Source organism: Natronorubrum sp. A-ect3, from assembly GCF_041821125.1.
GTDB lineage: Archaea > Halobacteriota > Halobacteria > Halobacteriales > Natrialbaceae > Natronorubrum > Natronorubrum bangense.
The window spans coordinates 1,031,864-1,055,186 of sequence record NZ_JBGUBB010000002.1 but is presented as its reverse complement, the minus strand read 5'-3'; the positions used below and the strand labels follow the sequence as shown (position 1 = coordinate 1,055,186).

General features: G+C 60.1%; 25 protein-coding genes. 13 read left to right on the top strand and 12 right to left on the bottom strand.

Annotated elements, in window-relative coordinates; all coding sequences use genetic code 11:
* Positions 1-56: 56 nt before the first annotated feature.
* A complete protein-coding gene (locus tag ACERJA_RS11955; protein ID WP_373608419.1) occupies positions 57-896 on the top strand; it encodes an aldo/keto reductase in 840 nt (279 codons plus the stop codon).
* 39 nt (positions 897-935) lie between these two features.
* On the opposite strand, the gene ACERJA_RS11950 is transcribed toward ACERJA_RS11955, so the two are convergent.
* On the bottom strand, positions 936-1,250 hold the full coding sequence (locus tag ACERJA_RS11950; RefSeq protein ID WP_373608417.1) for a YbjQ family protein: 315 nt from the start codon (positions 1,248-1,250) through the stop codon (positions 936-938).
* A 101-nt stretch (positions 1,251-1,351) separates the two neighbouring features.
* On the opposite strand from ACERJA_RS11950, the gene mce reads away from it, so the two are divergent.
* Positions 1,352-1,735, top strand: a complete 384-nt coding sequence (gene mce, locus ACERJA_RS11945) for a methylmalonyl-CoA epimerase (protein WP_006065764.1) — start codon at positions 1,352-1,354, stop codon at positions 1,733-1,735.
* A gap of 34 nt (positions 1,736-1,769) precedes the next feature.
* Here mce and ACERJA_RS11940 read toward each other — a convergent pair whose 3' ends face one another.
* Entirely contained in the window at positions 1,770-2,162 is a 393-nt protein-coding gene (locus ACERJA_RS11940) for a hypothetical protein (protein WP_373608415.1), read from the bottom strand.
* Between the two features lie 81 nt (positions 2,163-2,243).
* Entirely contained in the window at positions 2,244-2,912 is a 669-nt protein-coding gene (locus ACERJA_RS11935) for an FAD-dependent oxidoreductase (RefSeq protein WP_373608414.1), read from the bottom strand.
* Between the two features lie 153 nt (positions 2,913-3,065).
* Between ACERJA_RS11935 and ACERJA_RS11930 the strand changes: the two genes are divergently transcribed.
* Together ACERJA_RS11930 and ACERJA_RS11925 are read left to right on the top strand one after the other, a co-directional pair.
* The gene (locus tag ACERJA_RS11930) at positions 3,066-4,823 is read left to right on the top strand and encodes a 2-oxoacid:acceptor oxidoreductase subunit alpha (protein WP_373608413.1); all 1,758 of its coding nucleotides are present in this window, start codon (positions 3,066-3,068) and stop codon (positions 4,821-4,823) included.
* Positions 4,820-5,683 carry a 2-oxoacid:ferredoxin oxidoreductase subunit beta gene (locus tag ACERJA_RS11925; protein WP_006065760.1) on the top strand — a complete coding sequence of 288 codons (864 nt, stop codon included), beginning with the start codon at positions 4,820-4,822 and terminating at the stop codon, positions 5,681-5,683. The genes ACERJA_RS11930 and ACERJA_RS11925 overlap by 4 nt, the downstream gene beginning before the upstream one ends.
* A gap of 129 nt (positions 5,684-5,812) precedes the next feature.
* Here ACERJA_RS11925 and ACERJA_RS11920 read toward each other — a convergent pair whose 3' ends face one another.
* The gene (locus ACERJA_RS11920; RefSeq protein WP_373608412.1) at positions 5,813-6,466 is read right to left on the bottom strand and encodes a DUF6517 family protein; all 654 of its coding nucleotides are present in this window, start codon (positions 6,464-6,466) and stop codon (positions 5,813-5,815) included.
* 228 nt (positions 6,467-6,694) lie between these two features.
* Here ACERJA_RS11920 and ACERJA_RS11915 point away from each other — a divergent pair, with 228 nt between their 5' ends.
* The 4 genes from ACERJA_RS11915 (at position 6,695) to ACERJA_RS11900 (ending at position 9,458) form a co-directional block, all read left to right on the top strand.
* Entirely contained in the window at positions 6,695-7,816 is a 1,122-nt protein-coding gene (locus ACERJA_RS11915; RefSeq protein ID WP_373608411.1) for a pyridoxal phosphate-dependent aminotransferase, read from the top strand.
* A gap of 81 nt (positions 7,817-7,897) precedes the next feature.
* On the top strand, positions 7,898-8,047 hold the full coding sequence (locus ACERJA_RS11910) for a hypothetical protein (protein WP_373608409.1): 150 nt from the start codon (positions 7,898-7,900) through the stop codon (positions 8,045-8,047).
* Between the two features lie 65 nt (positions 8,048-8,112).
* A complete protein-coding gene (locus ACERJA_RS11905) occupies positions 8,113-9,078 on the top strand; it encodes an NADPH:quinone reductase (RefSeq protein WP_373608408.1) in 966 nt (321 codons plus the stop codon).
* Positions 9,079-9,200: 122 nt separating this feature from the next.
* The gene (locus tag ACERJA_RS11900; protein ID WP_373608407.1) at positions 9,201-9,458 is read left to right on the top strand and encodes a hypothetical protein; all 258 of its coding nucleotides are present in this window, start codon (positions 9,201-9,203) and stop codon (positions 9,456-9,458) included.
* Positions 9,459-9,485: 27 nt separating this feature from the next.
* On the opposite strand, the gene ACERJA_RS11895 is transcribed toward ACERJA_RS11900, so the two are convergent.
* Together ACERJA_RS11895 and ACERJA_RS11890 are read right to left on the bottom strand one after the other, a co-directional pair.
* Positions 9,486-10,493, bottom strand: a complete 1,008-nt coding sequence (locus tag ACERJA_RS11895; RefSeq protein WP_373608406.1) for a TIGR04024 family LLM class F420-dependent oxidoreductase — start codon at positions 10,491-10,493, stop codon at positions 9,486-9,488.
* A 115-nt stretch (positions 10,494-10,608) separates the two neighbouring features.
* Entirely contained in the window at positions 10,609-10,941 is a 333-nt protein-coding gene (locus ACERJA_RS11890; protein WP_373608404.1) for a hypothetical protein, read from the bottom strand.
* A gap of 283 nt (positions 10,942-11,224) precedes the next feature.
* Here ACERJA_RS11890 and ACERJA_RS11885 point away from each other — a divergent pair, with 283 nt between their 5' ends.
* Positions 11,225-12,667 carry an FAD-binding oxidoreductase gene (locus ACERJA_RS11885; RefSeq protein ID WP_373608403.1) on the top strand — a complete coding sequence of 481 codons (1,443 nt, stop codon included), beginning with the start codon at positions 11,225-11,227 and terminating at the stop codon, positions 12,665-12,667.
* A 13-nt stretch (positions 12,668-12,680) separates the two neighbouring features.
* Here the strand turns inward: ACERJA_RS11885 and ACERJA_RS11880 are convergent, their stop codons facing one another.
* Complete coding sequence (locus tag ACERJA_RS11880) at positions 12,681-14,471, bottom strand: PKD domain-containing protein (RefSeq protein WP_373608402.1); 1,791 nt, start codon at positions 14,469-14,471, stop codon at positions 12,681-12,683.
* Between the two features lie 168 nt (positions 14,472-14,639).
* On the bottom strand, positions 14,640-16,331 hold the full coding sequence (locus tag ACERJA_RS11875) for a thiamine pyrophosphate-binding protein (protein WP_373608401.1): 1,692 nt from the start codon (positions 16,329-16,331) through the stop codon (positions 14,640-14,642).
* A gap of 130 nt (positions 16,332-16,461) precedes the next feature.
* On the opposite strand from ACERJA_RS11875, the gene ACERJA_RS11870 reads away from it, so the two are divergent.
* A complete protein-coding gene (locus ACERJA_RS11870; protein WP_373608399.1) occupies positions 16,462-17,322 on the top strand; it encodes a UbiA family prenyltransferase in 861 nt (286 codons plus the stop codon).
* Between the two features lie 110 nt (positions 17,323-17,432).
* Here ACERJA_RS11870 and ACERJA_RS11865 read toward each other — a convergent pair whose 3' ends face one another.
* Positions 17,433-18,260 carry a class I SAM-dependent methyltransferase gene (locus ACERJA_RS11865; protein WP_373608398.1) on the bottom strand — a complete coding sequence of 276 codons (828 nt, stop codon included), beginning with the start codon at positions 18,258-18,260 and terminating at the stop codon, positions 17,433-17,435.
* 112 nt (positions 18,261-18,372) lie between these two features.
* On the bottom strand, positions 18,373-19,191 hold the full coding sequence (locus tag ACERJA_RS11860) for a helix-turn-helix transcriptional regulator (protein WP_373608397.1): 819 nt from the start codon (positions 19,189-19,191) through the stop codon (positions 18,373-18,375).
* Between the two features lie 385 nt (positions 19,192-19,576).
* Between ACERJA_RS11860 and ACERJA_RS11855 the strand changes: the two genes are divergently transcribed.
* Together ACERJA_RS11855 and ACERJA_RS11850 are read left to right on the top strand one after the other, a co-directional pair.
* Positions 19,577-20,065 carry a type II toxin-antitoxin system death-on-curing family toxin gene (locus ACERJA_RS11855; RefSeq protein ID WP_373608395.1) on the top strand — a complete coding sequence of 163 codons (489 nt, stop codon included), beginning with the start codon at positions 19,577-19,579 and terminating at the stop codon, positions 20,063-20,065.
* Between the two features lie 25 nt (positions 20,066-20,090).
* Positions 20,091-20,231, top strand: a complete 141-nt coding sequence (locus ACERJA_RS11850) for a hypothetical protein (protein WP_373608394.1) — start codon at positions 20,091-20,093, stop codon at positions 20,229-20,231.
* Positions 20,232-20,714: 483 nt separating this feature from the next.
* On the opposite strand, the gene ACERJA_RS11845 is transcribed toward ACERJA_RS11850, so the two are convergent.
* The gene (locus tag ACERJA_RS11845; RefSeq protein ID WP_373608490.1) at positions 20,715-21,893 is read right to left on the bottom strand and encodes a redox-regulated ATPase YchF; all 1,179 of its coding nucleotides are present in this window, start codon (positions 21,891-21,893) and stop codon (positions 20,715-20,717) included.
* 189 nt (positions 21,894-22,082) lie between these two features.
* On the opposite strand from ACERJA_RS11845, the gene ACERJA_RS11840 reads away from it, so the two are divergent.
* Complete coding sequence (locus tag ACERJA_RS11840) at positions 22,083-22,541, top strand: hypothetical protein (RefSeq protein ID WP_373608393.1); 459 nt, start codon at positions 22,083-22,085, stop codon at positions 22,539-22,541.
* 162 nt (positions 22,542-22,703) lie between these two features.
* On the opposite strand, the gene ACERJA_RS11835 is transcribed toward ACERJA_RS11840, so the two are convergent.
* On the bottom strand, positions 22,704-23,270 hold the full coding sequence (locus ACERJA_RS11835) for a hypothetical protein (RefSeq protein ID WP_373608392.1): 567 nt from the start codon (positions 23,268-23,270) through the stop codon (positions 22,704-22,706).
* Positions 23,271-23,323 lie beyond the last annotated feature (53 nt).

Here is a 23,323-nt window from a genome sequence, read left to right as displayed (position 1 = left end):
ACCGTCGCGGTGTTTTTGGACCCAGTTTGAATAGCCGAGTCGGTGACTGTCGTGGTATGGATTCGAATGCAACGATATCGACGGCAACAGTGGCTGCCAGCGATGCCAAGATTCCGGCGCTCGGTTTCGGCACTGCACGGATGACTGGCGACGAGTGCCAACGGGCCGTCGAACGGGCCCTCGAGGTCGGGTACCGCCATATCGACACCGCCCAGATGTACGACAACGAGCGTGCAGTCGGCGCAGCCGTCGCTGCAAGCGAGGTCGACCGCGACGACGTCTTTGTCGTTACCAAGGTCCATCCCGACAACGCCGCTTTCGACGACGTTCTCGAGTCGACGCGCGCGAGCCTCGAGCGACTCAGCCTGTCGACCGTCGACCTCCTTTTGCTCCACGCGCCAAGCAAGCAGGCTCCGCTTGAGGAGACGCTGGCGGCGATGAACGACCTCCAGAACGACGACCGCGTCGATCATATCGGTGTCAGCAATTTCGGCGTCGATGGCCTCGAGGCCGCCCGCGAGCACTCCGAGACGCCGATCGTCGCGAATCAGGTGAAATACCACCCCTATCACGATCAAGACGAGCTGCTCGAGTACTGTGTCGACCACGAGATCTGTCTCACTGCGTACAGCCCGCTCGCGGAGGGCGTTGTGCCGGGAGATGATCGACTCGAGGCGATCGGCGAACCGTACGGGAAGTCAGCAGCACAGGTCGCGCTGCGGTGGCTGCTCCAGCAGCCAGCCGTCGCGGCGATCCCGAAATCGGCGAGTCACCGACATATCGAGGCGAACGCGGACGTCTTCGATTTCGAGCTGTCGCCCGACGAGCTGGCGGCCGTCGCCGAGGTCGGCGATAGTCGTTGGGACCACCTGGCGGCCACACTTGGGCTTCGATAACGACCGAACGGAACGTCGAGTCGACCACCGACTGCGATCTTATCGGAGTCGAACGGCAGTGCCGTAGGCCATCACTTCGGAGCCGCCGTCGGTGATCTGGGAGGTTTCGAGGCGGACGTTGACCACGGCATCGGCACCCATCCGCTCGGCGTCTGCGACCATGCGGTCGATCGCTTCATCTCGTGCCTTCGAAAGGAGATCGGAGTACGCCTTGAGTTCGCCGCCGAAGACGTTGCGGATCGACTGTGTGATATCACGGCCGACGTTTCGCGCTTCGACGGTGTTTCCGCGGGCAATACCGAGCGTCTCGACGATGTCGTGGTCGGGGACCGTTTCAGTGTTCGTGATCTGCATATACGCAGTACTGTACGTCCTCCCAGTCGATATATTCGCCGGCCTACTGTTGGCGATCGATATCACCGCGATATTTGTCGCCCCCCACGAAACGGTCTCCCATGCACTTCGATCACGCGGGAATCGCGACCGAAGACGCACGAGAACTCGCAACACTGTACGAAGACCTGTTCGGCCTCGAGGCCGTCCATGAAGAGGAGTTCGACGGGATGCGCGTCGTCTTCCTCGAGTGTGGCGAGAGCTACCTCGAGTTGCTCGAACCGCTTGAAGACGGCACGATCGCGCGCTATCTCGAGTCTAACGGGGCCGGTATCCACCACCTCGCGCTCGCGACGGACGACATCGAGGGAGCACTCGAGCGCGCACGCGAGCACGACGTGACGCTGATCGACGAGGAGCCACGACCCGGTGCGTGGGGCCACGAGGTCGCCTTTTTACATCCAAAAGACACGGGCGGCATTCTGGTCGAGTTCGTCGAGCACTGAGCTCGCGGCCGACTGTGCACCGACGCGTCTCGAGTTACCGATCCGGCTCGTCGCGCTCGTCGATGGCTCCGGACCCGACGTCAATGCGGTGTGGCTCGCGCTGTTCGCTTCGTTCGTCGCTGTCGCCACCGACCGGGATCTTCGTCTGGAGATTGCTGGCAAACGACTGGACCCGATCGACCAGGGTCTCGACCTCGTCTTCGAACTGTTCGACGGACCGTTCGACGTAGTGGACCCGTCCCGACGGAATTCGTCGAACGATGTCGTGGCCCTGGTCGTCCTCGTCGGTCTTGATGATCCAGTGATCCTGGAAGTAGGCGACGTGTTCGTTCGGTACCGTCTTTTCGACCGTCCCCTCATCGGGGTCGTCGTAGACGATGGTCGCGTTGCCGAGTTCGCGCTCGAGTTCAAGATCGTCGTCAACCATGCGACCGAGTAGTGGAGGAGCGCGGGAGAAACATGTGCTTGCGAACAACGGGAAACTGCGGGTGACGCAAACGGCGAACGTTCAGCCGAAGTTCTCGATCAGCGCCTCGTCGGAATCGCCACCGGCGTCCTCGATTGCATCCGCGACGGCCGTCACGAACGACTCGAAGCCGAACGCGTAGAGCTGGCCGTCCGCGTGGTGCGTGTCGATCGCATCGGCCAGTCCGTCGTCATCGTCCGAGTCGAGGAGGACGACGTCCACGCCCGCCGCCTCGAGGGCCTCGAGGCGCTCGACGTGGGCTGGCTCGTCGTCTTGGTAGATGACGACTGCGTCGTGGCCCGACTCCTGGGCTGCTTCGGCGATCGACACTGCAGGGCCAACCCCTGGGCCGCCGGCGACAGCGACGACGTCCTCGTCGCGCTCGTAGGTGATCGTTCCAAATGGCCCGTCGATGTGGACGGTTTCGCCGCCCTCGAGATCGGCGAGCCACGGCGAGAGGTCGCCGTCGGGGTCGATCCCGACCGTGATCTCGAACGTCTCGTCGACGGACGGTGACGAGAGCGTGTAGTGGCGCATGACGACGTCGTCCTCGTCGACCTCCTCGTCGTCCGCGACGTCCCAGGGGACGGCTCGGAGCAAGACGAACTGACCGGGTGCGGCATCGAACCCGTCAGGCGTCTCGAGTTCGAGTGCAACGGTTCCGGGACCGACTTCACGTACTGATTCGACGGTAACTGGCGTCCCTTCCATACTGAAGCGCTTCGGCGGGAGCGTGAAAAGCCGTTCCGTTCGATCTTTCGTCCGATATACTCATCCCAGAGTAAAAACCTCTTTTCAGAACCGGAAAAACTGCTCAAGCTTTCAGAAGCCTTTTCATTTACTGGGAGCAACGTTCTGCATAACATGGCTGAGGATCTCAACTGGGCGGTCGGAGGCGAAGCCGGTGATGGTATCGACTCCACCGGAAAAATCTTCGCTCAGGCACTTTCCCGAGCCGGACGACACGTATTCACGTCGAAAGACTTCGCGTCGCGAATCCGCGGTGGCTACACAGCCTACAAGATTCGCACGTCCGTCGATCAGGTCCAGAGCGTCGTCGACCGACTGGACATTCTGGTCGCGTTGACACAGCGAACGATCGACGAAAACCTCGACGAACTCCACGAGGACAGTGCGATCATCTACGACGGCGAACGGTCCTGGGAAGCGGAGATCCCTGAGGAGATGAACGCCGTCGACGTCCCACTGAAATCGCTCGCTGAAGACGCCGGTGGCGCAATCATGCGCAACATCGTCGCCCTCGGCGCCGCATGTGAGATTACCGGCTTCAACGTCGAGTACCTCGACGAAGCCTTAGAGAAGCGCTTCGGTGGCAAAGGTTCGAAGATCGTCGAGAACAACAAAAAGGCCGCCCGCGCAGGACAGGAGTACGTCCAGGAACACTACGACCTGGATCATCTCGGCTACAACCTCGAGACGACCGACAACGACTACATCCTGCTCAACGGTAACGAAGCGATCGGGATGGGCGCACTCGCCGCTGGCTGCCGATTCTACGCCGGCTACCCCATCACGCCCGCGACGTCGATCATGGAGTATCTGACGGGCCGAATCGAGGACTACGGCGGTCACGTCGTGCAGGCCGAAGACGAACTCTCGGCGATCAACATGGCGCTCGGTGGCGCACGCGCCGGTGCCCGATCGATGACCGCGACATCCGGTGCCGGGATCGACCTCATGACCGAAACCTTCGGCCTGGTCGCAACCAGCGAGACGCCGCTGGTCATCTGTGACGTCCAGCGATCCGGTCCCTCGACGGGGATGCCGACGAAACAGGAACAGGGCGATCTTAACATGGCGCTGTACGCTGGCCACGGCGAAGTCCCACGCTTTGTCGTCGCGCCCACGTCGATCACCGAGTGCTTCTGGAAGACGGTCGAGGCGTTCAACCTCGCCGAAAAATACCAGACGCCGGTGTTCCTCATCTCCGACCTGGCAATGTCTGTTACCGAACAGACGTTCCCGCCAGAGGCGTTCAACATGGACGAGGTCGAGATCGACCGCGGCAAGCTCGTCGACGAGGACAACATCGACGAGTGGCTCGACGAACAGGGCCGCTTCCGCGCCCACGCCGTCACCGACGACGGTGTCAGTCCCCGTGCAATCCCCGGAACGACTGACGGCGCACACATGAGCACAGGCTTAGAGCACGACGAACTCGGTCGCCGGACCGAAGAGCAGGACGAGCGTGTCGAACAGGTCGACAAGCGATCTCGAAAGGTCGAGACCGCAAAAGAAAACGAGAACTGGGACTACCGAGAGTTCGGCAACGAAGACGCCGATAACCTCATTATTTCTTGGGGCTCCAACGAAGGCGCACTCGCCGAAGCACTCGACTACCTCGAGGAAGACGGCATCGACATCCGCGTCATCTCGGTACCGTACATCTTCCCACGGCCGGATCTCACCGACGAGATCGAAGCTGCAGACGACGTGATCGTCGTCGAGTGTAACGCTACGGGACAGTTTGCTGACCTGATTGAACACGATGTCCTTACCCGTGTGAAACGCATTAACAAATACACGGGCGTTCGCTTCAAAGCGGACGAACTCGCCGAACAGATTACCGAGAAACTCTCCGAAGAGGTGCCAGCACAATGAGCTCCGACGTCCGATTCACAGACTTCAAATCCGACAAGCAGCCGACCTGGTGTCCCGGGTGCGGTGACTTCGGGACGATGAACGGCATGATGAAAGCCCTCGCCGAAACCGGCAACGACCCCGACAACACGTTCGTGGTCGCCGGAATCGGCTGTTCCGGCAAGATCGGGACCTACATGCACAGCTACGCCCTCCACGGGGTTCACGGCCGTGCACTCCCCGTCGGAACCGGTGTCAAGATGGCCCGACCGGACATCGAAGTGATGGTCGCCGGTGGTGACGGTGACGGGTACTCGATCGGTGCCGGCCACTTCGTCCACGCCGTCCGCCGGAACGTCGACATGACCTACGTCGTCATGGACAACCGTATCTACGGCCTGACGAAAGGACAAGCGTCGCCGACCTCGCGCTCGGACTTCGAGACCTCGACGACGCCAGAAGGATCGAAACAGCCACCAGTCAACCCGCTCGCGCTCGCGCTTGCCTCCGGTGCATCCTTCATCGCGCAGTCGTTCAGTTCCGACGCGCTTCGCCATCAGGAAATCGTCCAGAAGGCCGTCGAACACGACGGCTTTGGCTTCGTGAACGTCTTCAGCCCGTGTGTCACGTTCAACGACGTCGACACCTACGACTACTTCCGCGACAACTTAGTCGATCTCAAAGAAGAGGGTCACGACCCAACCGACTACGAGGCGGCCAAACAGGTCATCCTCGACAGCGACAAAGAGTACCAGGGCGTCATGTACCAGGACGAAAACTCCGTCCCGTACCACGAACAACACGGCGTCACCGAGGATATGTCCGAGATTCCGGAGGGCGCTCCTGACGACGCGATGGACCTCGTCCGCGAGTTCTACTAACTCGCCACACGACGAGTCGATATTTTTCGAGTGGTTTGACCGAGCAGCGACGGCGCTACTCGTGAAATCAACACGCGAAACGACTGCGGTCTGGGTCCAACTCGAGTTTGCCGTTCTACTCGCCGCTGTCTAGACGGGGTGTTCGACGGATTCCATGAGGAGTTCGGTGTTGGCCGACTCCTCGGCGAGTGGGGCTGGGTAGGTGCCGATCAAGACGAGGATATCGTCCTCGTGGCTGAACGAGGTCAACGTGATCTCGATATCGATCAGCTCTCCTCGGAACTCGGTTTCACCCTCGAAGACGTCGACGTCTCGGCTCTCCGCTAAGATGTCGAGGGAGAACGACTCTTGGTGGGTGATGTTCTCGACCGAGTGATCATCGTCGAGTTCATCCAGAAACTCCTCGAGAAGTTCCTCGTTGTCCATATTCCCGATCGGGTTCGCCGAGTAGCCAAGCACCGAGTAGTCCGGAATCGAGACGGCAACGAAGGAACTGCCCTCGTACTCGTGGCCCTGATAGTCGACGGTCTTCGAATAGATCGACGTCCAGACCGTTGCCCGAACGTCGCGCTCGACGCCGAGTTCGATCGTTTCATCGATCGATCGGTCCGTGATCTCCGATTCCTCGTAGCCGGTTTCGGCGAGCGCCTCGTCGGTCGGGGCGACCCGTTGGGCCTCGAGTTCGAGCGGGCCAGTGCCACGGACGAAATCGAGACAGCCGGCTGTCAACGCGAGCGTTCCGGTCGCGCCGGCAGCGAGAAGGCGTCGTCGGGAGTACGTCATTACCAGACTACTGCGCTGGTGGACGTATATCGGTTTCGTCACGTTCAGTTCTGTAGACAAGAATATCGCGATCGTCTAGACGTGTGGGCGGCTGGTATAGTAACAACTGAAACTGTTTGCACACTGACCGCACAGCTGTCGTGCGATCGGATGCGCACTGACGTTCAGTGGCTACTATAGAATGGACACACATCAAGAGTTATCGGGATTGGCACCACCCGTATAGACATGACGACGTTCGCAAATCGGGTTGAGCAGGTATCGATCAGTGGCATTCGGAAAGTGTTCGAGGCTGCAGGTGACGACGCGATCAACCTCGGGATCGGACAGCCGGACTTTCCGACGCCCGCCCACGCCCGCCGCGGCGCGATCGAGGCGATCGAGTCCGGCCTGACCGACGCGTACACCTCGAACAAGGGGACACGCAGCCTCCGCGAGGCGATTTCGGCGAAGTACGACCGCGACTACGGCCTCGAGATCGATCCTGAAGACCTAATCGCGACGTCGGGCGGCAGCGAGGCGCTACATCTCGTCCTCCAGGCCCACGTCGATCCGGGTCAAGAAGTGATCTTTCCCGACCCGGGCTTCGTCTCGTATGATGCCTTGACGAAGATTGCCGGTGGGACGCCCAAACCCGTCGGGCTGCGTGCGGATCTGACGCTCGATCCCGCTACCGTCGAGGAGGCCATTACGGACGACACCGCCGTTTTCGTCGTCAACAGCCCAGCCAACCCGACCGGCGCGGTCCAGAGCGAAGACGACATGCGTGAGTTTGCCCGCATCGCGGACGAACACGACGTCCTCTGTCTCTCGGATGAGGTGTACGAACACATCGTCTTCGAGGGCACACACCATCCGCCGATGCAGTTCGCCGAGACGGACAACGTCGTCACCGTCAGCGCCTGTTCGAAAACCTACTCGATGACCGGCTGGCGACTCGGCTGGGTCGTTGGCTCCAATCGGCGCATCGAACGCATGCTTCGGGTCCACCAGTACGGGCAGGCCTGTGCCTCTGCACCCGCCCAGTACGCCGCTGAAGCCGCGCTGACGGGACCACAGGACCCGGTCGACGAGATGGTCGCGGCGTTCGAGGATCGCCGTGACGTCGTGCTTGATGGCCTCGAGGACGCCGGCCTCGACGTTCCGAAACCCGAAGGCGCGTTCTACGTCATGCCGAAAGTGCCCGAGGGCTGGTGTGAGGAAGTGCTCGACCGGGGTGTGGTCGTCGTCCCCGGCGATGCCTTCGGCGCAAACGGCGAGGGCTACGCTCGCCTCTCGTATGCGACCGGGATGGACGAACTGAAGGAGGCACTCGAGATCATCGACGAGGCGACACAGGCGGTGCGATAGACGCGAGTACGACCGAACCGAGTGACGATTTTTCCGTTCGGGAAGACTATCACTTACCGAATCGAACACCTCAAGTCGCACATGGCCGAGAGTCTCATCGAATCGCTGGTGTTCGCACTCGCGCTGATCGCGGGGCTCGTCACCCTCTCGCTTCCGTGGCTCGCAATCGACTGGTGGACCGCAAACAAGTCAGCTGAGGATCACGACGCCGATGAGTCGGACGACAGCTGAAATATGCCTGCCGAGAGGTGTGGAACTGTACGCTTATACGGTTCTGTGGCGTGTGCTCGAACGTCATGCGAGCTGTACGCCTTCACGAACACGGTGACGCGGATGTACTGCAAGTAGACGAGGTTGACCAACCCAAGCCCGACAGCGACGAGTTGCTCGTCGAAGTGGCCGCGGCGGGGGTCAATCCTGTCGACACCTACTTCCGGGATGGCTCCTATGAGCCGGTTTCGGTCCCTTTCACGCCGGGCGTCGACATCGCCGGCGTCGTCGCGGAAACCGGCTCGGCCGTCACGGCGTTCGAGGAAGGCGACCGCGTCTTCGGCACCGGCATCGGCAACGCCTCCGCCCAGGGCGCGTATGCCGAGTACGCGACGATTCCAACCGACCGCGTCGTCCACCTGCCCGACGATGCAGACCTGACTGAGGCCGGCGCGGCGGGCGTCGTCGCCGTTACCGCCTGGCGCGCGCTGGTCGACCACGCCGCCCTCGACCCCGCCGAGTACTGTCTCATCCACGGCGGCTCCGGCGGTGTTGGCCACGCCGCCGTCCAGATCGGGGCCGCGGTCAGTGCCCGCGTGCTCACCACCGCCGCCGAGGATTATCACGACGACCTCGAGGCCCTCGGTGCCGAAACCGTCCTCGACTACGCGCGCGACGACCTCACAGAGGCGACGCTCGAGGCCAGCAACGGTGGCGTCGACGTGATTCTCGACCACCGGCTGGACGACTACCTCCAGTTCGATGCGGACGTCGCCACGACGGGGGCCCGCGTCGTCGGCATCGGCGAGAACAGTCCCGACCCGGCGTTTACAAACGACGGGGTCGCCCGCTCGAAAGACGTCAACTACCAGTTCATGAGTATGTTCAACACGCCGGATCTGCGCGTTCCGCTTCGGGGCGTGGCCCATCTCATGGCGACGGACGCACTGTCGATCGAGATCGCCCGAAGCTACGACCTCGAGGAGGCCGGCCAAGCCCAGCGTGACGTGATGACTGAGAGCGTCTTCGGAAAGCTCGTCATCGAGCCCTAAGACGGCCGGAAACTGCAGGTAAGCGTCAAATAGATCGGTTCGAATTCCGATCGAGAGCCGCCAGACGATCACGAAATCTGATCCATCCATACCGCTAAGCCGACCGCAGTCGTGGCTGTCCTATGGCACAAGCTGTCAAGCTCAATGCCCTCGAGACGGTGCTCGAGGAGCTCGACTATCCGATCTCGCAGGCGGCAGTCGTCGATCAGTGTGACGACGTGACGCTGATTCTCGCCGAAGGCGAGGTGAACCTCGCCGAGACCGTCGCTGACTCGAATGGCGACACGTTCGCGTCGATGGACGATCTGGAAACGGAGGTGTTCAACTTACTGCCCCGAAACGCCGTCGGGGAGCCGTTTCAGTCCGAAGGGGAAGGATAATAAAGGGAGCGACGGCGCACGAGACCGTTACGCCAGTTCGCTGACCGCGTGCATCGTCGTCGTCTTTTCGTCTTCGGACATCCCATCGACGAAGCCGACACGAACGGCGTCGACACCCTCGAGGGCAGCGTAGTTGGCGACCCACTCGCGGACCTCGTCGGGCGTCCCCGCGGGCGCCAGTTCATCGAGCACCTCGTCTGGTAAGGCGGCAGCCATCGCGTCGGTATCGCGCTCGCCCCACGCGTCTCGAATCTCGGAAACGACCTCGGGATACCCCTGCTCGGCGACCGAGTCGCCGTAGTAGGGACCGTAGGCGCCGAGCATGAACGCAATCGTCGAGCGGGCTTTCTCGCGTGCAGCCTCGCGATCTTCGCTTGCGATACCACGGACAATCGGGGCGACACGCAGGTCCTCGAGTGTCTTGTCCGCGAGGTCGGCCCCGCGAGTTAGATCCTCGAGTCGCTCCTCCAGACCGTCTCTCGTGAACATCTGGGGTGCCCAGCCGTCGCCGAAACGGCCGGCCATCTCGGTCGCTTTCGGTCCGAGGGTGGCGATGTCGATCGGTGGTGGGTTCTCGGGCACGTCGCGTTCGTAGTTGAGGCCGGCGATATCGAAGATGTCGCCCTCGTAAGCTGGTGAGCCGTTTTCATAGACCGCGCGGATGATCTCGACGGCTTCGCGGGTGCGTCGCAGCGGGCGCTCGAACGTCTTGCCGTGCCAGCGTTCGGTAATCGCGGGCGAACTCGGGCCAAGTCCGAGTCTAAAGCGCCCGTCGGAGGCGTCGTGCAGCGTCAGCGCCGTCTGGGCGAGCATCGCCGGTGAGCGCCCGAACGGCGAGATGACGTCGTTCGAGATGCCCAGTTCGTCGGTGCGGTCGGCCGCAAGCGTCAGCGGCGGCACGATGTTCCAGCCGGTCGTCTCGCCGACGGTGATCCGGTCAAATCCCATCCCCTCGGCCTGAACAGCCCGATCAGCGACATCCTGTGGCCGATCGTAGTCGTTGAGGCTCACCAGCAGGTCCAGTTCGGCGTTCACGAGACATCCCTCCACGACGGCTGTCGGATCGTGTGACTGTCTTCCATTATCAGCTATCGCGTTACCGACTCTCATAAAATGCAGCGGTCTCGAAAGACGCCACGCTCGAGTACAGTCACTGATCGTCGCGTGACGACTCGAGGATGGCCGCAGCGACCTGTGTTGCCGCCTCGAGGTGGTCGTCGGCCTCGTCGTGGCCGGTCTCGTCGACTGCCGCGAGCAGGTGGTTGATTTTCTCGACGCGTTCGTGAACCGTCGCCGCCTCGAGGTCGCTCGTCGCGACGTCGCTGGCGATGGCTTCGGCTTCGCCGAGCCAGCGGTTTGCCTCCCGGTCGATGGGTAACTCGGCGGTCGCCTCGAGGTGCTGATGGAGCCGCTGCGTCCGGTCGGCAAGTAGGCGTTCACGATCTTCGGCGTCGGCTGTCGGTGGGGTGGACTCGTCAGTCATGGCCGAAGCTATGACGGCGCGACTGGTATACGCTTGGCCAACGGCTATCATAACAACTGAAACGATGGACACACCCACCGCACTGGCCGCGGTTCTCACTCACTTCGTTCGTTCCGAACCGCGTACGCTCCGAACCGCGCTTCTGTCGTACGATCAGGTGCGCACCGACGTGCAGCGGCTACTATACTGACCAGCCGCTCGGTCGCTGACTCGCCACCGGGTGGCCGACAGCCGACGCCCGGCGGTGGAAAGCGTTGATACCGAACATCCCCAACGTAGGCCTATGACACATGACTGCTCGTTTCTCGAGGCACTCGACCTCGAGGACGACCAGCTATCGTTTGCCGAGGGGCGACGGGAATCACACGCTGCGGACTGGGGCGCAGAACAGCGCGGACGTGGTGTCCAGCCCGACGCGGTGGTCTGGCCCGAGTCCACGGCCGATGTTGCTGCCGTTCTCGCCGCGGCGGCCGACCACGGCGTTCCCGTGACGCCGTACGCCGCAGGGTCTGGACTCGAGGGCAACGCCGTGCCCGCCGACGGCGGGATCAGCCTCGATCTGACCCGGCTGGACGACGTCATCGACTACCGACCCGACGACTTCCAGATCGATGTCGGCCCCGGGATCATCGGCTCGGCCGTCGACGAGTACGTCGCCGGCGACGGCCTGTTCTTTCCGCCGCTGCCCTCCTCGGGCGACATTTCGACGGTCGGCGGGATGATCGCCACCGACGCCAGCGGGATGAAAACCGTCAGATACGGCGAGGTTGCCGACTGGGTGCTCGGTCTCGAGGTCGTGCTGGCCGACGGCACCATCGTTCAGACGGGCTCGCGAGCGGTCAAGACCTCGAGTGGGTACAACCTGACCGACCTCATCGTGGGCAGCGAGGGCACGCTCGCAGTCATCACTGAGGCCACGCTGGAACTGGCGGGCAGACCCCACCAGATCCGTGGTGGGCGAGCCATTTTCGAGACCCTCGACGACGCCGCCACAGCCGTCTTCGACACTGTTCGAACCGATGTCGATGTCGCCCGAATCGAACTCGTCGACGGACTGAGCGCACGGATGGCGAACGCGTATCTCGGCACTGACCTGCCGGACGCGCCGATGGTCTTTCTCGAATTCCATGCCAACCACGGCGTCGACGAGGAGATCGCGCTCTGTCGAACGATCTTCGAGGACCACGATGTCGCTCGCTTCGAGATGAGCGACGACGACGCCGAAATGGACGCCCTCTGGCAAGCACGCCGAGAACTGGCCTACGCGGTCGCCAGCTACGACCCCGCCCTCGAGCCACTCCACCCTGGCGACGTGACAGTGCCGATCAGCCGGTATCCAGAAATCGTCCACGAGGCCAAACGACTCGGCGAGGCGTCCGACCTGCTCGTTCCCTGTTTCGGCCACGCGGGTGATGGTAACCTCCACTACACCGTTCTCGTCGATCCGGACGATCCAGCGATGGTCGAGCGCGGCGAAGAACTGTACGCAGCGATCGTCGAACAAGCGCTCGATGTGGGCGGCACGGCAACCGGCGAACACGGTATCGGCCAGGGCAAACGTGAGTACCTCGAGGCCGAACACGGCGCTGGCGCGGTCGAAACGATGCGGCGGGTCAAGCGCGCGCTCGATCCAACGGGCACGTTGAATCCGGGAAAGATCTTCCCCGAGACTGCACGGGGTGAGCGAGTTCGTGAGGACAGCGCGCTCGAGACAGAAGATGAGTAAAGGAGACGGCGATCTACTCTTGTTCGGTACTGTCGAGTAAACCGTGTTTCAAGAGATAGCCAACACCGCCGAGTCCAGCAAGAGCACTCATGACGCCAAAGCCCGGGCTGCCGTCATCGTCTGAATCGTCATCTGTCTCATCGGCTATCCCCGTTTCGTCGTCTTCTGTGTGATTGACCACCGAGTCTGTTTCTGTCTTGTCGTTGTCTTTTTCATCTTTGACGGAAATATTGTCTGCTTCGGTAACAGTAATTTCATCTGTAAACTCTCTTTCACCTCCATTCTCAAGAATGACGGTCAGTGTGATGATTTGTTCTCCTGCATCCTCGTAGGTGTATGTAACAGTCTCCCCGACTGCAGTGTCTCCAGTTCCGAATTCCCACAGGTAGTTGGTAATATCGCTGGTACCACCTTCTGAATTCGAAGCGTCCAACTCGACCGTATCACCGACTGCCGGGTTCTCCGGAGTTGATTCGAACTCCGGTGTCGCTCTGATCGTCTGGCCAAATTCACTCACATCTTCGCCCTCGAGACTCCGCCTGTGAAACGCCACGATATCGTCGGTTGCTGGTTGTGGAGTATGGCCTGCATCCTCATAGACGCGGAACTGTGCTTCGACTCCTGCCTCTTGGTATGCTTCCTGACACCTGGGAAACCGTTCTTCGATCATGTCGTCGCCGTAGACTTCCAGTGCGGTTTGTCGAAGTTCGTCGTCGGTCCACGCATCACCATATGGGATCGTGTCATTGTTGTCTTCTTCACCCATGTAGAGGAATTGATTCACTTCGTCAAGTGCGTCCAGATCAGCCGGCTCGCCCGTCAGTTCTGCAACATCTGCAATTCCAACGTGGTACGGCAGCGTATGTCCCTCGGCCTCCTCCAGCGGGAGTATAGCCATTCCGTTGAGCCCACCAGCGGTCACTGACAGAACTCGGTCAGGATGGAGCATCGTGAACCGATCGACAAAATTCCCCGATGCAGAAAAGCCGTTAAGCATGATCCCCTCGGCGACTGGGTATCCCTGATCTGTAAGTCGGTCCTGTGCATGCTCTACCATGCTGAGTAACTGGAGGTCTACTCGCTCTAGTGGCCCGGACTCGAGTGACATCGTGGTGTCATCGAGTTGATGCACATAGTGGGTTCCATCAACTGGTTCCTCTCTCGGACGCGGGAACACGGGAACGATGAACGGGGCGAAGAGTTCATCAGCAATTTGTCTGCCAAGCCCACCAGATATTGTCCGCTCACCAGCTTTCCGGTGCTCTTCAAACTCATCACTGGTAGTCCCTGTGTTGGTTGGCTCGACCAGCAGCGATTTCGGTTCCTCGTCCTCGAATGTATCTGGTGCGTAGAGATAGTACGGATAATTAAATCCCGCATCGGGGTTAGCATCAATCCGTTGTGGCTCCACGCCATCGATCCGCTCTGGAAGATCATCATCGACGCTGACTAGCGCGTCGTCGCGTGCGAGCCGGGAGCCGCCTGAGGCCGGGTACGCCCTTGCTGAGAGGGTCTGTGATTCAGCGATCGGATCAGTCAACGTGATTGTAACATCTGTAGCCACGCCGGCGTCAAGGTTGGTTCTCCCGATAGAGTCATTCTCATCTCGAATTGTCACGAATATATCTTTGTCTGTTGTAACTTCTTTGATAACAACTGACCTTCGGTCGGATTCTTGGTCCTCAAATGTGATTGAAATATTCGGTTCATTTCCACGAACATGACCGCTTCCTGCTCCGATGGCTGCCACCCCTGCAAGACAGCCGCCAGTCGCTTTCAATAATGTTCGCCGTTCAGTAAACATATTCATCTGTTATCAGTCACATAGAACGAACACTATTTATAATATGTGGCCAAAATTACTTGTGGCATATGTGGTAGTTTCTTCTCATCAATCCAGTGGCACTCATTCCACACTTAATAACTGAAGGTAGTCTACCTGTTCTTCGGTAGCGAATTTAGCGGCCTCGAGTCAGTCGTGGACCAACACGTCGAGCACGTCGACACCCTCGCGAGCCAGCGCGTCCTCGAGTGTCCCTTCGATTTCGTCGGGCGTCTCGACGCGTTCGGCGCGAGCCCCGTGGCTCTTTGCGTTCTGGACGAAGTCGACGGCTGGCTCGAAGTCGATGCCGGTGAACGCGTAGTCGTCCTCCTCGCCGCCCATGAGTTTCAGCGTGTTATCCTTCAGGATGCGGTAGTTGCGGTTGTCCGAGATGACGACCGTGAGATCGACGCCGTGGCGGGCCGCACTGTAGATCGAGTGGGGGTAGTACAGGTAGGAGCCATCGCCGATGAAGCCGACGACGTCGCGAGGGTCGTCGCGCTGGCTTTCAGCGATGGCTGCACCCACGGACGCAGGGAGGCCGTAGCCGAGGCCGCCACCCTTGTTCGAGATGTACTGTTCGGGGGCGAGGTCCCAGCGGGCCAGCATGGCGTACTTCGAGGTAATGCCCTCGTCGACGACGTACGCGTCTCCGGCCACGCGTTCCATCGCGTCGACGAGTTCGGCTTTCGAGGCTCGTGGGTCGTCCTCGGCGTCGCCCGTGCCGATACTGCCCAGCTTTGTAGCTGCCATCTTTTTGACCCCCGCGACGTGCTCGAGTCGCTCATCGACTGTCGCCTCGGGAATACGACCCTGGACTCGCTCGAACAGCCCCTGAAGGATCAGGCCGGGATCACCCACGATGGCTGCGTCAGCGGGCTGGTTCTTGCCAACCTGCCAGTCGTCGTCGCTGAGATGGATGCAGGTCGTCTCCGAGTCGACCAGCGCCGCTTCGTGGCGAGTGAGCGTCGTATTGGTCGAACAGCCGGCGAAGACGACCGTATCGGTGTCGAGCAACATCCTGGCGAGGTCCTCGTCCGGCGGGATGTAGGACACCCACTGGTCGTGGCCGGTCGGGAAGTCGATCTCGGAGGCGAGGATTTCGCCGTGGACACGAGCGCCGGTCGCTTCCGCGAGATCGACCGCCGCGTCGACGGCTGCTGCACCCGATCGTGCGACGTGATCGCCGACGACCAGCACTGGGTTGTCGGCCTCGACCAACAGGTCGGCAGCGCGCTCGAGTTGGGCGGGGTCGCCGCTGCCGGCGTTGGGAATCGGGCCGAGCCGTTCGGGTTCAGCGTCGGTTTCGGCGAGCATGACGTCGAGCGGGAGGCCGAGGAAGACGGGGCCAGTCGGTGGCGTCATCGCGACACGGAACGCCCGCCGGAGCATCGTCGGCAGCGCATCGACAGCTAACACTTCGTCGGACCACTTGCAGAACTGCTCGGCCATGCCCACGAGTTCGCCGCTCAGGATGGGCTCTTCGTGACGGAAGTCGGTGCTGTGGTTGCCCGCGGTGACGACCAGCGGCGCGCCGGTGATCTTGGCAGCATAGAGGTTGCCGAGGCCGTGAGCCAGTCCCGGCGCAATGTGGAGGTTCGCTACGCCGACGGGCGTGATCGAGTCGTCGTGGTGGGCGTGATACCGTCGCGTCTGGGCGTAGCCTGATGCCATCCCGACGGCGATGTCTTCGTGCAATCCGAGGATGTACTCGAGGTCACTCGTCCCGATCGCCTCGATGATCGGCAGTTCCGTCGTCCCCGGATTGCCAAACACGTAGTCGACGCCGTAGGACTCGAGTGCGTCAGTGAAGAGATCGGCACCAGTGTAGGTACTCGTCATGGCAGACTGTGATACGGGACCACACATCAACCTGTGTGTTTCGGAGAACGACCCGCGATCGGTGGCCGCCGATCGCATCGAGTGCCATACCGGGCAGGGTATTATATCGCCGTTCGTTGTCGCTCGAGCCATGGCCCTCGCGAGAGCCGACCGCGGTATCGACGCGACCGCGCGGGCGTTCTGGTCGCAGGTCCATCCCGTCTTCATGACGCCGCCGCTTGCAGCGTCGCTGTTCGGGGCGATTCTGGCGGGGAGTCTCGAGGCGACGCTCGCAGTGATCCACGTCGTCGCGATGTTCGCGGCGGTCTACACTGCTCACGTCAAAGACGGCTACGTTGACTTCTATATTCGCGGTGAGGACGACGACCATCCGCTGACCGAACGCGGCTGTCGGGTTGCACTTGTGCTGTCGACAGCGGTGTTCGTGCTGTGTTGTTTCCTCTTGTTCGTCTTCGTCGACTGGCTTGCCGTCGCGCTGGTGGTGCCGACGTGGGTGATCGCCTACTATCACGCCCCCCAGCTCGATATGAACCCCGTGACAGCGACGATCGGCTACCCGCTCGGGATCTCCCTCTCCTTGCTTGGTGGGTTCTACGTCCAGACCGAGACGCTCGCCGCTGTTCCGCTTGGTTTCGCGCTCGTCTTTCTCGTGCTTCTCTCGGGAATCAAGGTGATCGACGACGCACAGGACTACGCGTACGACCGTTCGATCGACAAACGAACCGTCGCCGTACTGGTTGGCCCACAGCGGGCGTATACGCTTGCCTACGGCCTGATGGGGGCCGCGTTGCTCGCCGTCGTCGGCCTCGCCATGACTCGAGTGTTTCCCCCGACGGCGATGCTCGCAGCGCTTGCCTTTGCCGCGGTTGGGTTTGTCGCCCGCCGGGCCACGCCCGAGGTCGCAACGATGTTGCTCATCCGCGGCTCATACGTGTTTCTGGCCGTCCTCGTCGCTGCTGTCTGGTTCGAGCCGCTGGTGGGACTCGGATAACATCGAAACTACGAGAGAGAGTGGGGCCGATTGATCGGCGAGTTCGACGTAGCCCATGATTTCGATATGTTAGGACTGAAAAGAGAGTGTGGGTAAATCGGCTGCCTCTGCTACCGCTCTGCAATGACGACGTATGATTCCATTGGCGAGACGATTCCTTCGTCGTCAAGATACGTCTGTAATGCATCCTTGATCTCACCAACCAGTTCGTCTCGCACCGCTCGTTTGACGGCCGTGATCGATTCAGCTAACGGCGAGCTTGCTGCCTCGCGACGAACGAACTCCTCGACCGACGGATAGCGTACGGAACCAATTTCAATGGTGACTGATACGTCATCGAATCCTGCATTTTGAGCGAGTGTTCGGAGTTTCTTCCCATCCCATGCGGGAAACGGCGAGCGCATCATTGTTCCGGCCTCGTCACTGATGTACTCCTCCAAAGCGTCGGCCAACACCATGTATGCAGGCTGGTAGTCGAGCGGTCGCCAGACACTCAACACCGCGCGTCCGCCTGGTTCGAGAACCCGACGCATCTCCCGAACTGATGCGCCAGGATCGTCGACAAACTGGAGGGCTTGTTGACAGTAAACGACGTCGAAACTCTCGTCGGAGAACGGAAGCTCGGTTGCGTCGCCCTGTCGCCACTCGATCGAATGGTGAAGATCTGCAGCGATTTCCGCAGCTACTGCAAGCATTTCTTCGTTGATGTCGAGTCCCACGACGGATCCACTCTCACTCACCCGGGACGCAGCACGCCGTGCCACGATACCGGTCCCGCAAGCAACGTCCAAGACTCTATCACCCTCGTTAACACCACTAGTCTCGAGCATTCGGTCAGCCCATGGCGCGAACATGGGTGGCACGAGATACTGTTCATAGGCTTCTGAAGCGCTCTGTTCGACCTGCCAGCCAGCTGATTGACTTGCGTGATTGGTCATGAGCGTTCACCACGAGACAGGTACGGCTCGAATGGACGTATAAATGCCTAGTGAAATATTTCATACTGTGAAAGCATGATCACCGAGACGAATCCGAGTCGAACGACATTGGTCACTGAATTGAATCGACCGAGAGTAGGTCAGTTGCGTCATTGAGCGGTTGAGCCTCGTCTCGGAACTGTTCGTAATAGGTGTCTGCCCAGGCACGCATCTCATCGCTCCCAGTGTCAACAAGTGACTGTAGCGTCCCTGTCTCCGGATTGTAACAGCAGATGCTAACAGAGTCATCGAACAGGCAGATACCACACCGCTCGTCAAGCGGAAGATCATCGTGTAGTAAGACAGTGTAGTTGGCGCGTCTCACCGCATTCAGGACTGTTTTTTCGTCCCACTTGAGGAGATCCTCAAAAACGGCGGGCGGATAGATGTATTCACACACCAAGCCATCCAGGACGTGGTCGAAAAATGGCTCCAGATTCCCCGACTTGAGTAGTGCCATGCCGAACCCGCGCATCGTTCTCGTCGTCGTGATGAATTCCGTGAGACGTTCGACAGGCTCGTAGGGATAGCCAGATCCTGGCTGGGAGACTACCACGTCGGTGAGCAACTCAATGCTGAATCCTTCGAGTTCGTGGGGCAACCATGACCAGACCTCGCGGAGTTGCCGTTGGTACGCCATCGCGTTCCGAAACTCTTCAAACTGATTGGCGACGAACTCGCCTAGACCGGTTAGCTGGTACAGCGTTCCATCTCGTTCGATCCAGTGGCGGTTCTGAAAGTCGGTGAGGATTCGTCCCATGGTTGGGGAGGACGCTCCCGTTGTGGCGCGCAGCTCATCCCGGTCGCTCGGCCCGTCGGCCAGCGCGTTGAGCACCCCGACGCGATGTTCCGAACTGACGAGGTAGTTGATGTCATCGATTGCCGCACCCATGAGCGTGGTACAACTTGACACACAGTAACTGTGTGGGTGCTGTTTCTGGTAAGTACCCACTCTGCACAACACCAGCCTATCTCTGCAGGGGAGCAACTGTGTATTGGGGTTCAGTGGCTACTCGCTTCTCTGTCTTCACCAGCCTACTCCTGACACCATTCGAGAACAGCGTTCTGACTCGAGAACTGTACTGTCTGTACTGATCACTGTGTTCGACTATCGCATACAGAACGGAGGTTCAGTTGCTAGAGCGTTTTCAGTTCGTACTCACGATCTTGAGCAGTACTTCTGAGTACACACAACGTACACAACAGATAAATACAGCCAGACACCGTGCGCTGCAATAGCAAGGATTACGTCGGATGCAGTCCGAGTGGACGAACCAATGGCAGACCCGTTCTGGTATCCGTCAGTGGGCGACGTTCTCGCCATCCACGACGACATCGTCTCAGAGTACTCTGACACGCACGCTGGCGTTCAGAATCGTGGCGATATCGAGTTTGCCCTGAACTACATCGAGAGTGGGAGTTTTGGGACAGTGCCCGAAACGATTCACGAGAAAGCGTTTCACCTCCTTCGACTGTTGGTGGCAAATCACTCGTTCGTCGATGCAAACAAACGCACCGCGCTCAACACGACGGTCGTATTCTATTTCCTCAACGGGTATCGGTTCACGTACGACGACGAAATTAGGACGATTCTCAAGCAGTTCGGCACCGATCAGACGAGCGTCGACGAAGTGGAAACCATTGAATACCTTCGTACTCACACCGAAGAGATCGACCTCGCAGGTGAGATCGAACAGTGGCGCGACGATCTTATCCGGTACGGACTGGACGAACTGACCGGTGATGCGTCTAACCCGAACGATTAACGGCAGTCGCGACGATACAACAACTATGGCGACCAAGGAAAGTTCAGAGTCCGATACTCCACTCGATGAAGTGATGGAGGATATCCGAGGTGAACTCGTCCGGCGGGTAGCAGCAGCTGACCGGGATGCAAATCGAGATATCTACGACGCGCTCGAGGACGAATAACGCGCGACGACTCCGATTTTATCAGTTCGTACTCACGATCTTGATTACCATTTCTGAGTACACACAGCGTCCACAATATATAAACTCCATTTTGATCTGCTTCGATCTTCGCGGTCACTGCAGATGCGAACTTACCAGTGGAACGTGAAATAGAGCGGAAAACACAAGTCTGTTAACTGGATAAACCATTTTACTAGTTATGAGTGAATCTAGCACCCGCTATCACACGTGCATTATACTCATGATTATCGGTCTTCAACTCTCAGTAATCGGTCTTATCGAAGAACAGTTTATCTTTGTTCTGTTATTATATCTTGGACCGATACTTACGTTCAGTGCTGCCGCTTACGCACTATCTGACGTATTGTCTTCCCAGTGAATTATCACAATCTATTTGGACTAAACAGGCTGGTTTGCTCTATCCATCTTTTGTACTGATCGCGCACTCATCTAAAACGCAGAGTCCAGTCTATTAGATAACTGTCAATTTGTACTCACGATCTTGATTACGTCTCCTTCCTCGAGTTCGTACTCTTCTCCGACCTCTCGACTCGACTTCGCGTTGACGGCGTGGAGATAACCGTCACCGATGTCGGAGTGGACGGTGTAGGCGAGATCGACCGGCGTCGAGCCATCGGGCAGGAGGAAGGCGTCGGGGAGGACGTTCCCACTGCCGTCGGACCACTTCGAGGCGTCCTCGACCGGATAGGCGGTGATGTGCTCGAGTAGGTCGTAGACGGCGTAATCGAGCGCCGCCTGGACGCCGGTGCCGTCCCACGCGTCCATCGTTTCGGCGAGCCCCTCGAGGGCCTCGCGCTGGGCGTCGGAGACGTCGTCGCCGATTGCGATTGTCTCGTCGCCGGGGTCGTAGTCGACGAGGCCGTTGTCTGCGGCCCGGCGGAGCGCGAGTTCGCCCTCCGCGGTGGTGGGGATCACGGGTTTGTCGAGTTCGAGCAGTTTCTCGACGTTCTCCTCGGGAGCGACGTCGATCTTGTTCGCCGCGACGACGATCGGTTTGGTGCGCTGGCGGACGTCACGGGCGAGCGCCTCGCGATGGTGGTCCTCCCACTGGATGGGATCGTCTGGGTAGTCGAGATCCCGCAAGACGATGGCGATCTGGGTCGGCGACGCACCGAAGCCCGAAAGCATGTCCGCAAGCACGTCGTCGATGTCGAAATCGGGCGAGCGGGACTTTCGCTCGACGGACTCCCAGTTGTTCTCGACGATGCCCGCCAGCCAGAGGTCCATCTCCTCTTCGACGAAGTCGATGTCCTCGAGTGGGTCGTGTGCGCCGATATCGACGGGTTCGCCCTTCTCGTTGGTGCCGCCAGAGGCGTCGATGACGTTGACGATCACGTCCGCGTTGGTGAGTTCGTCGAGGAACTGGTTACCAAGCCCTTTCCCCTCGTGGGCTCCGGGAACGAGCCCGGCGACGTCTAACAGCTCGATCGGGACGTAGCGCTTGCCGTCCTCGCAGTTGTCGGCGTTACAGCGCTCGTCGCGCTCGAGACAGGGGCAGTCGGTTCGAACGTAGCTGACGCCCCGGTTCGCGTCGATAGTCGTAAAGGGGTAGTTGGCGACGTCGACTTCCGCCATCGTCGCCGCGGTGTAGAACGTGGACTTGCCGGCGTTTGGCTTTCCGGCAAGCGCAATCGAAAGCATGCCTTCCCGTAGCATCGTCCGTTCAAACTGTCTTTCGATTCCCACGCTCGGTGAGACACCGGGCACCGGCCAACCCTATAATAGCCGAACGAATGAAGCCGGACAGGTTTTGAGTTTCGTCTCCTCCCACCGAGTGCGTAAGATGACTCCTCCCGATCGTGCCAATCGATGTTCATCTTCCGCACCTCCATGAGTGGAACTGCTGTGGTCGTTGCTGGGTGTGTGCTTGCCATCACAGTCGTCGTTGGGTTGGTGGCCCACGAGTGTGCTCACGCAGCGGTCTTGCGCCTCGCCGGCGTCGAGTACACGATCACCTACTTTCCAGGTCGGACCGGCGGTGTTGTCGGTCTGCTGGCGAGCTGTCCGTGGGCAGCTGTCCACCCGCGACCGACTGGCCGCGAGTCAACCACGATCCTTCGCGTGGCCGCCCTCGCGCCATTGCTCCTCGCTGTCCCCGCCTTCGGGCTCGGAGCCAGTGGTCTCGTGCCGGTCGAGTCACCGGTCGTGATGGCAGTCGGAATCGGATGGCTCGCCTGTGCGCTTCCCAGTCCACAGGATTTCTCGGTGGCCTTCTACGCACACCGTGCGCTCGAGGAGACAACCAGCGACAAACCGAACACGGCGACCCCTGTTTCCCGCGCCGATTGACGGTCGTCGCACTGTCGCCGTGTGTTTCAGACTGTTAGACAACAGTCAGTAATCGCCCGCTCGCGTCTCACGGCTCGTCGCCGTCGGCGACGACCGTTCGCATGCGATCGGTACGTGAATCGTGTTGGCTGGCAGTCTCAGTCGCGTCCTCGAGGAGGTCACTCACCGAACCGAATAGGCGTGGAGCGCTGTCACCGCGGTGACGGCGACGGTAATGCTCACCGCTGCGACGAACCACGAAAGCGAGACGATGCCTCCTGCGATCGCTGCGAGTACGAGCCCACAACAGCCTACCGTTCCTGCATACCGACGTGGCCAGGGGTCGTGTTCGGTCGCTGTCTCGAGTCCAGTCAGATACGGCACGAGCTGGGTGACACGCGGTGTCGACTCGATTGTGCCACGGTCTTTGTCGTAGTCGATGATGCCATGTGTGTCGAGTTTCGGGAGATGTGTCTGGTACAGCGAGATATAGACGCGCTGGCGCTGGCTCGAGGTCAGGTGTTCGATATCTGTCTCTGATTCCCAGGCTGCGATCCGTTCAGCGAGATCACGCAGCCGAACCTGTCCATCAGCGGCGTGGAGATAACGAATCACGTCTCGACGACGGCGGGTTTGCAAGATGTGGTAGATATCGTCCGGCTCGAGGTCGAGTTGGTGACCGTCCGACTCGGCGTCCCGAGACACGCGCTGGTCATCGATCTCTTGTGTTCGGGACATGAGAATCGCCATTGTCAGTACTGTCTCTGCGAGAACAAGTAAGTATTTTGTCTAGTGAATCATCG